The 6403-nt window shown below is 60.4% G+C and carries 7 protein-coding genes and 1 pseudogene; all 8 read left to right on the plus strand.

The window, feature by feature from the left end:
- The coding region (locus tag ABI_RS16900) for a hypothetical protein (RefSeq protein ID WP_169313746.1) at positions 1-290 on the plus strand (290 nt) is incomplete at its 5' end.
- Positions 262-711: pseudogene (gene nrdR, locus ABI_RS16905) on the plus strand (transcriptional regulator NrdR); the annotation flags it as partial. The gene ABI_RS16900 and the pseudogene nrdR, both read left to right, overlap by 29 nt.
- 268 nt (positions 712-979) lie before the next feature.
- On the plus strand, positions 980-1627 hold the full coding sequence (locus ABI_RS16910; RefSeq protein ID WP_006274264.1) for a RibD family protein: 648 nt from the start codon (positions 980-982) through the stop codon (positions 1625-1627).
- A gap of 207 nt (positions 1628-1834) precedes the next feature.
- Positions 1835-2446 (plus strand): riboflavin synthase, encoded by a 612-nt coding sequence (locus ABI_RS16915; RefSeq protein ID WP_040309547.1) that lies wholly within the window; start codon positions 1835-1837, stop codon positions 2444-2446.
- A gap of 9 nt (positions 2447-2455) precedes the next feature.
- Positions 2456-3580 carry a 3,4-dihydroxy-2-butanone-4-phosphate synthase gene (ribB, locus tag ABI_RS16920; protein ID WP_006274266.1) on the plus strand — a complete coding sequence of 375 codons (1125 nt, stop codon included), beginning with the start codon at positions 2456-2458 and terminating at the stop codon, positions 3578-3580.
- 311 nt (positions 3581-3891) lie between these two features.
- The gene (locus ABI_RS16925; RefSeq protein ID WP_006274267.1) at positions 3892-4359 is read left to right on the plus strand and encodes a 6,7-dimethyl-8-ribityllumazine synthase; all 468 of its coding nucleotides are present in this window, start codon (positions 3892-3894) and stop codon (positions 4357-4359) included.
- On the plus strand, positions 4356-4877 hold the full coding sequence (gene nusB, locus ABI_RS16930) for a transcription antitermination factor NusB (protein ID WP_006274268.1): 522 nt from the start codon (positions 4356-4358) through the stop codon (positions 4875-4877). Before ABI_RS16925 ends, nusB begins: the two co-directional genes overlap by 4 nt.
- A 69-nt stretch (positions 4878-4946) precedes the next feature.
- The gene (gene thiL / locus ABI_RS16935; protein ID WP_006274269.1) at positions 4947-5927 is read left to right on the plus strand and encodes a thiamine-phosphate kinase; all 981 of its coding nucleotides are present in this window, start codon (positions 4947-4949) and stop codon (positions 5925-5927) included.
- Positions 5928-6403: the final 476 nt, after the last annotated feature.

Genomic DNA, 6403 nt, shown 5'->3' on the forward strand with positions numbered 1-6403 from the left:
CGGCTGGGCGGTTTCACCAGCCGAAATGGCTGTGGAAGCCTATTCATCTGACCTGCATGCTGCTCAGCCTCTACATGATTATCGGCGGCGGCATCAACGAAGCCTTCCTGCGTGTCGCCTGGCTTCGCGAACACGGAAAAGCGATATGGATAGGTCAGGCTCACGCCTTTACCTTGGTGGGATTTGTGCTACTGATCCTCCTCCTAAATTTCGTGCAGTTGTATCAGTTCGTGCGCGCGAGGTTCGTTAAAAAGGATAAGGATGCGCTGCCCGTTCTGCGGAAATCTTGAAACCCAGGTGAAGGATTCGCGCCCGTCGGAAGACGGGGCGGCAATCCGCCGGCGGCGGTCGTGTTCGGAATGCGGCGGCCGGTTCACCACCTTCGAACGCGTGCAACTGCGTGACCTGATGATCGTCAAGCGGTCGGGCCGGCGGACACCGTTTGACCGCGCCAAGCTGGAACGTTCAGTTGCGATCGCCTTGCGCAAACGCCCCATCGATCAGGACCGCATTGATCGCATGGTGTCGGGTATTGTCCGTCAACTCGAGAGCATGGGCGAGACCGATATTCCGTCCGAAGCCGTTGGCGGCCTAGTCATGGAAGCCCTGCGTTCGCTGGATGTGGTGGCCTATGTTCGCTACGCCTCGGTCTATCGCGACTTCCGCGAGACGTCCGATTTCGCCAAGTTCCTGGGCGATGAGGGACTGAACCAGAACAGCGGCGTGGCCCCGAAGGCGACGCCGGTCCCGAAAAGCGAGGCGAAGGATCCGCCGCGCATCGAACGTGGATTGGGCGAGCAGGATTTATCTCCTAGCGACGACGCATGATGCGCGCTCATACGCCCTCGAGCGTGCAAGGGCACGCTCTCTCCTTACGCCAAGAAATGCGATCCGCTTCTTGGCGGATCGCGGGGCTTACGCGCAAGGATGCGCGGCGGGCAGTCGCCCTTGCCGGACTTCAGAAGTTTGAAGCCCGGAGATGAGACCGCAGGTAACCCTAAAACTGGCCACGACTCTCGACGGTCGAATCGCCACCGCCTCTGGCGAAAGCCGGTGGATCACCGGTGAAGAAGCGCGCCGTTGCGTCCATGAACTGCGCGCGGGTCACGATGCGGTCCTGGTTGGTATCGAAACCGCGCTCAAGGATGACCCGGAACTGACCGTGCGTCTGCACGGCTATGAAGGCTATCAGCCGACGCGTGTCGTGCTCGATTCGAAAGGGCGTCTGCCGCTTCATGCCAAGATGGTCCAGACGGCGAGGATCATCCCGACCTATGTCGTCACCACCGGCGAGCTTTCCGGCGAGATGCTGGCGGCCCAGGTCAAGGCCATCAAGGTGCCGTCGAAACACCAGAGGGTGGACCTCGACGCGGCACTGGCGGCCTTGTCCAAGGTTGGCATCGAACGCCTGTTCGTCGAAGGCGGCGGCGTCGTGGCAACGGCCTTTCTGCGCGCCGGCTATGTCGACAGGCTTGAATGGTTCCGCTCCAGTACCATCTTGGGCGGAGACGGCCGGCCGGTGATCGGGCATCTCAATCTGGAAAGTCTGGATCAGATGTTCCGCTTTACCCGGTTGGGCGTTCAGGCGGTCGGCGACGACCTCTGGGAGAGTTACGAGTTAAGTTAGGTTGGACCTTAGCTAACTTCTCCCGCCCCGTTTACGGGGAGGGGGACCGCGAAGCGGTGGGAGGGGCTTTACTGCCAGTGGAATAACCCCTTCCGTCTCATGGCTTCGCCATGATCCACCTCCCCCGTAAACAGGGGAGGAGAAGAATTCTTTGGAACGACTAAGTTCGTCCAAGCCGTTTTAGGATTTAGTTTTCGGGGCTACACAGTGTTTACGGGCATTATTACGAGTATGGGAACAGTGGCGGCGCTGGAGCGTTCGCCGGGTGGCGTTCGGCTGACCATGAAGGTCGGGTTCGATCTGACGGATGTGGCGTTGGGCGCCTCGATCAGTCACGCCGGTTGTTGCCTGACGGTCGTTGCGATCCGCGAAGACGGCTACGACCTCGATGTCTCGAACGAAACCCTGCAGGTGACGAACCTGAATACCTGGGAGATCGGTACGCAGGTTAATCTCGAACGTGCGCTGAAAATCGGCGACGAACTGGGCGGCCACATCGTCTCGGGCCATGTCGATGGCTTGGGCGAATTGGTCAGCGTCACCCAGGACGGCGACAGCTACCGTCTGAAGTTCCGCGCGCCGGCGCCGCTGCATCGTTTTATCGCGCCAAAGGGCTCGGTCGCGCTGGACGGGATCTCGCTAACGGTCAACGAAGTTGAAGGCGATCTCTTCGGCGTCAACATCATTCCGCACACCTGGCACTATACCACATTGTCGCAGACAAAGGTTGGTGGACACGTGAACCTTGAAGTCGACCGCCTGGCGCGCTATGCCGCCCGATGGTTCGAGACCGAACCTGGCGCCCAGCCGAACCTTTAAGAGCCCCCCATGAGTCTTCATAGCGTCCCCAGTGATCTCGACAGTCCGATTTCCTCCATCGAGGACATACTAGAGGATGCGCGCAATGGCCGGCCCTATATCCTTGTCGATGCGGAAGACCGTGAAAACGAAGGCGATGTCGTCATTCCGGCCCAGATGGCCACGCCCGACGTCATCAACTTCATGGCGCGCTTCGCTCGTGGCCTGATCTGCCTGTCGATCACCGGCGACCGCGCCAAGACCCTGCGTCTGCCGCCCATGGTCCACGACAATGGCGCCCGCAACGGCACCGCCTTTACCGTGTCGATAGAAGCCAAGGACGGCATCTCCACCGGCATTTCGCCGCGCGATCGCGCTCATACCATTGCCGTCGCTATCGATCCGACCAAGGATTCGCGCGACATCGTCTCGCCGGGCCACGTCTTCCCGCTTGTCGCCCGTGACGGCGGAGTTCTGGTTCGGGCCGGCCATACGGAAGCGGCCGTCGATATTTCGCGCATGGCCGGTCTGTCGCCGGCCGGGGTGATCTGTGAGATTATCAATGACGACGGCACCATGGCGCGGCTGCCGGACCTGATCAGCTTCGCGCAAACCCATGGCATGAAGATCGGTACCATTGCCGACCTTATCGCCTATCGCCGCAGGACGGAACGCTTTGTCGAGCGCGTGCTGGAACGGCCTTTCAATAGCCAGTTTGGTGGCCTGTTCCGCCTGTTCGTCTATCGCAACCAACTTGACGGTTCGGAGCACCTGGCCCTGGTGACCCACATGCCGCAGGCCGGCAAGCCGACCCTGGTGCGGATGCATCAGTTGGATATCGCTTCAGACGTTCTGGCTGGCTTTGGCGAAAGCATGCGCCCGGGCTATGTCGAAAAGGCTTTGCAGATCATGTCGGAACATGACGGCCCGGCGGTGATGGTGCTGCTGCGCGATCCCGACCCGAAGGTTCTGTCGCAGCGCTTTGGCGACGACTCGAGTAACACGGCCAGCCGCGGCCTGCGCGACTATGGCGTCGGGGCGCAGATACTGCTGGATCTCGGCGTTCGTGACATGATTGCGCTGAGTGGCACCAAGCCCAAGCCAGCCGCCCTGGAAGGTTACGGTCTGTCGATTATTGACTGGAAGACTTTGTAAGGAAAGAAGTTTTTATCCACAGATAAGCCAGATAGGCCAGATGAACGGCGCAAAACACGCTTAATTCTGGACGCCTATTTCCTTTCTTCTCGATGAGCTTTGCTCGTCAGGTAAATCCGACAGACTGTGGCGCAATAGCCCGCGACACGCGCTGTCCATCTGTCTTATCTGTCTTATCTGTGGACAACACTTCTTTGCTTACTTCCGGCCATACCCAAGTTTCCGGCCCGATCTCGCGAATTTGGCTTTGTGCCACAAGCTTTAGGCGGTATTGAGCGCCTCTTGACCTTTGTTCACTCAGGACGACTCGCTTGTCTCAGGAAAACCCGCTCCGCCTTCTGATCGTCGAAAGCCGCTTCTACGACGACATCTCCGACGAGCTTCTGGCCGGCGCCAAGGATGCGCTGGAGGCCCATGGCGTCGCTTATGATGTCGTCACTGTGCCTGGTGCGTTCGAAATTCCGGCGGCGATCGCCATGGCCGAAGACGCTGCGCACCGTCCGATGGGCAAGTCCTATGACGGCTATGTCGCGCTGGGCTGCGTTATCCGCGGCGACACCACCCACTATGACTATGTCTGCCTGGAATCGGCGCGCGGCCTGATGGACCTGTCCTACAACCAACGCCTGGCCATCGGCTACGGCATCCTGACCGTCGAGGACGAGGATCAGGCGTGGGTACGCGCCCGTCGCGCCGAAGGCGACAAGGGCGGCACCGTCGCCAAGGTCTGCCTCAGCATGATCGCGCTGCGCAAGTCCTTGCTGGAGGGCTCAGTATGAGTGACGCCAAGCCGCAAAGCCTGAAGGCCGTGATGGATCAACTGAACGCCGAGACCGGCGCCAAGCCGTTGACACAGCGCGACAAGCGTGCCCGCACCGTGGCGCGTCTGGTTCTGGTCCAGGCCCTGTACCAGATGGAAATCACCGGCACGGGCGTTGAAACTGTCGTGCGCGAATTCGCCGACCACCGCTTTGATACAGACCTGGAGGGTGAGCCCCTGGCCCAGGCCGACGAGGCGTTCTTCGGCGAGGGTGCTCGCGCCGTCGTACGCGAACAAGGCGTCATCGATCCGCTGATCACCCACCGCCTGGCCTCGGGCTGGCGGCTGGAACGGCTTGATACCACCGTCCGTGCCATTCTGCGCGCCGGGACCTGGGAACTGAAATTCCGCCCCGATATCGGCCTTGAAGTCGTCATCAACGAATATGTCGAAATCGCACGCGCCTTCTTCGGCGAGACCGAAGCGCGGTTCGTCAATGCGGCCTTGGACGGCGTGGCCAAGGACGTCCGTAAGTAACGGGCTTTTGCGCAGGTAAATTCGCCATAATAGGGTAATGTCGTCGTTTTTCAGGGCCGGAGTTCGCTTATGAGTGAGCATCAGCATGACGAGTTCTCGATCATCGACCAGTTGTTCAAACCGCTCGCCGGCCTTGCCAAGGAGGCGAGGGGGCTGATCGACGATGTCGCCGTGATCGCCGCCGATAGTCACCACGACCTTGTGATTTCGACGGACGCCATGGTGGCCGGTATCCATTTCTTTGAGAACGATCCGCTTGACTTAGTGGCGCGCAAACTGATGCGGGTCAACCTGTCCGACATCATCGCCAAGGGCGCCATACCCTATGGCTACACCCTGGTTACGGCCTGGCCGCGCGGCACCACCTATTCCGAGAAACAGGACTTCGTGCGCGGCCTGAAAATCGAGCAGGACCGCTTCGGACTGGATCTGTTCGGTGGCGATACCGTCTCGACCTACGGCCCACTGCACGTCTCCATGACCATCTTCGGTCGCGTACCACCGGGCCGTGCCCTGTCGCGCCTCGGGGCGCGGCCTGGCGACAAGCTGCTGGTCAGCGGCTATATCGGCCAGGGTTATCTTGGCCTGAAGGCGCTGCAGGGCGAGTTTCTGGGCGTTACACACGCCGATGAGAACGACATCATCAGCGCCTACCATCTTCCCGAAATACGCCCGGACCTGGCGGTCTGCGTCCGTGACCATGCTCGGGCGTCGATGGATATTTCCGATGGCTTGCTAGCGGACGCCGACCACATGGCGCGCGCCAACAAGATCATGATCCGTATCGATCTGAACAAGGTTCCGACCTCGCTAGCGGCGCGTACGGCCATGGGGGCAGGGCTGTCGCCGGTGGAACTGGTGACCGGGGGCGATGACTATCAGATTCTTTGCGCGGCCGACGATGCCGGCGCCAGGGCCTTGGTCATGTCGGGCTTCTACGAGATCGGCACATGCCTCGGCCTGTCCGATGATACGCCTGCCGGCGCCGAATTGTGGGCCGACGGCCGCCGTATCGATGTCGCCACCAAGGGGTATTCTCACCCTCTATAACCCTTATGGGGATCTTACAAAAGCGGACCGCTTTCCGCTGCCCGCCAAGATTGTTGTCCGGGCAACATGATCCTACCTTGATACGCAGATGGCGACTCTCGCCGTTGTGGAATTTGTGTTTCTCCCGGGTAAACTCATAACCCTTCGGACCCTTGATCCGGAGGGTTTTTTCTTGCCGAAAATTTACGGTTCAAAAGGTCAATACACTTCCGGGCCAAATTGCGAGATCAGGAACGCGGTCCTAGCATCCAGCCTAGGCAAGGCCTCGGTAGGCCTTCGAACGATCCGGAGTTTGGCTGATGACACGAGTTTTGACATGGAGCGCAGTCGCGGGGGCGCTGATGGTCGCGTCGACGGCGTTGCCGGTAATGGCCCAGGATGACTACGGCTATCACCGACGCGAGACCTGTTATGAACGCGATCAGGACGCCACCGGCGGCGGCGTGGTGGCCGGCGCCATTGTTGGCGGTGCGGTC

The organism is Asticcacaulis biprosthecium C19, from assembly GCF_000204015.1.
Lineage (GTDB): Bacteria > Pseudomonadota > Alphaproteobacteria > Caulobacterales > Caulobacteraceae > Asticcacaulis > Asticcacaulis biprosthecius.

Coding starts and splice junctions, on each gene's coding strand:
- ABI_RS16910 (WP_006274264.1), top strand. CDS start 980: ATGAGACCGCAGGTAACCCTAAAACTGGCCACGACTCTCGACGGTCGA.
- ribB (WP_006274266.1), top strand. CDS start 2,456: ATGAGTCTTCATAGCGTCCCCAGTGATCTCGACAGTCCGATTTCCTCC.
- nusB (WP_006274268.1), top strand. CDS start 4,356: ATGAGTGACGCCAAGCCGCAAAGCCTGAAGGCCGTGATGGATCAACTG.
- thiL (WP_006274269.1), top strand. CDS start 4,947: ATGAGTGAGCATCAGCATGACGAGTTCTCGATCATCGACCAGTTGTTC.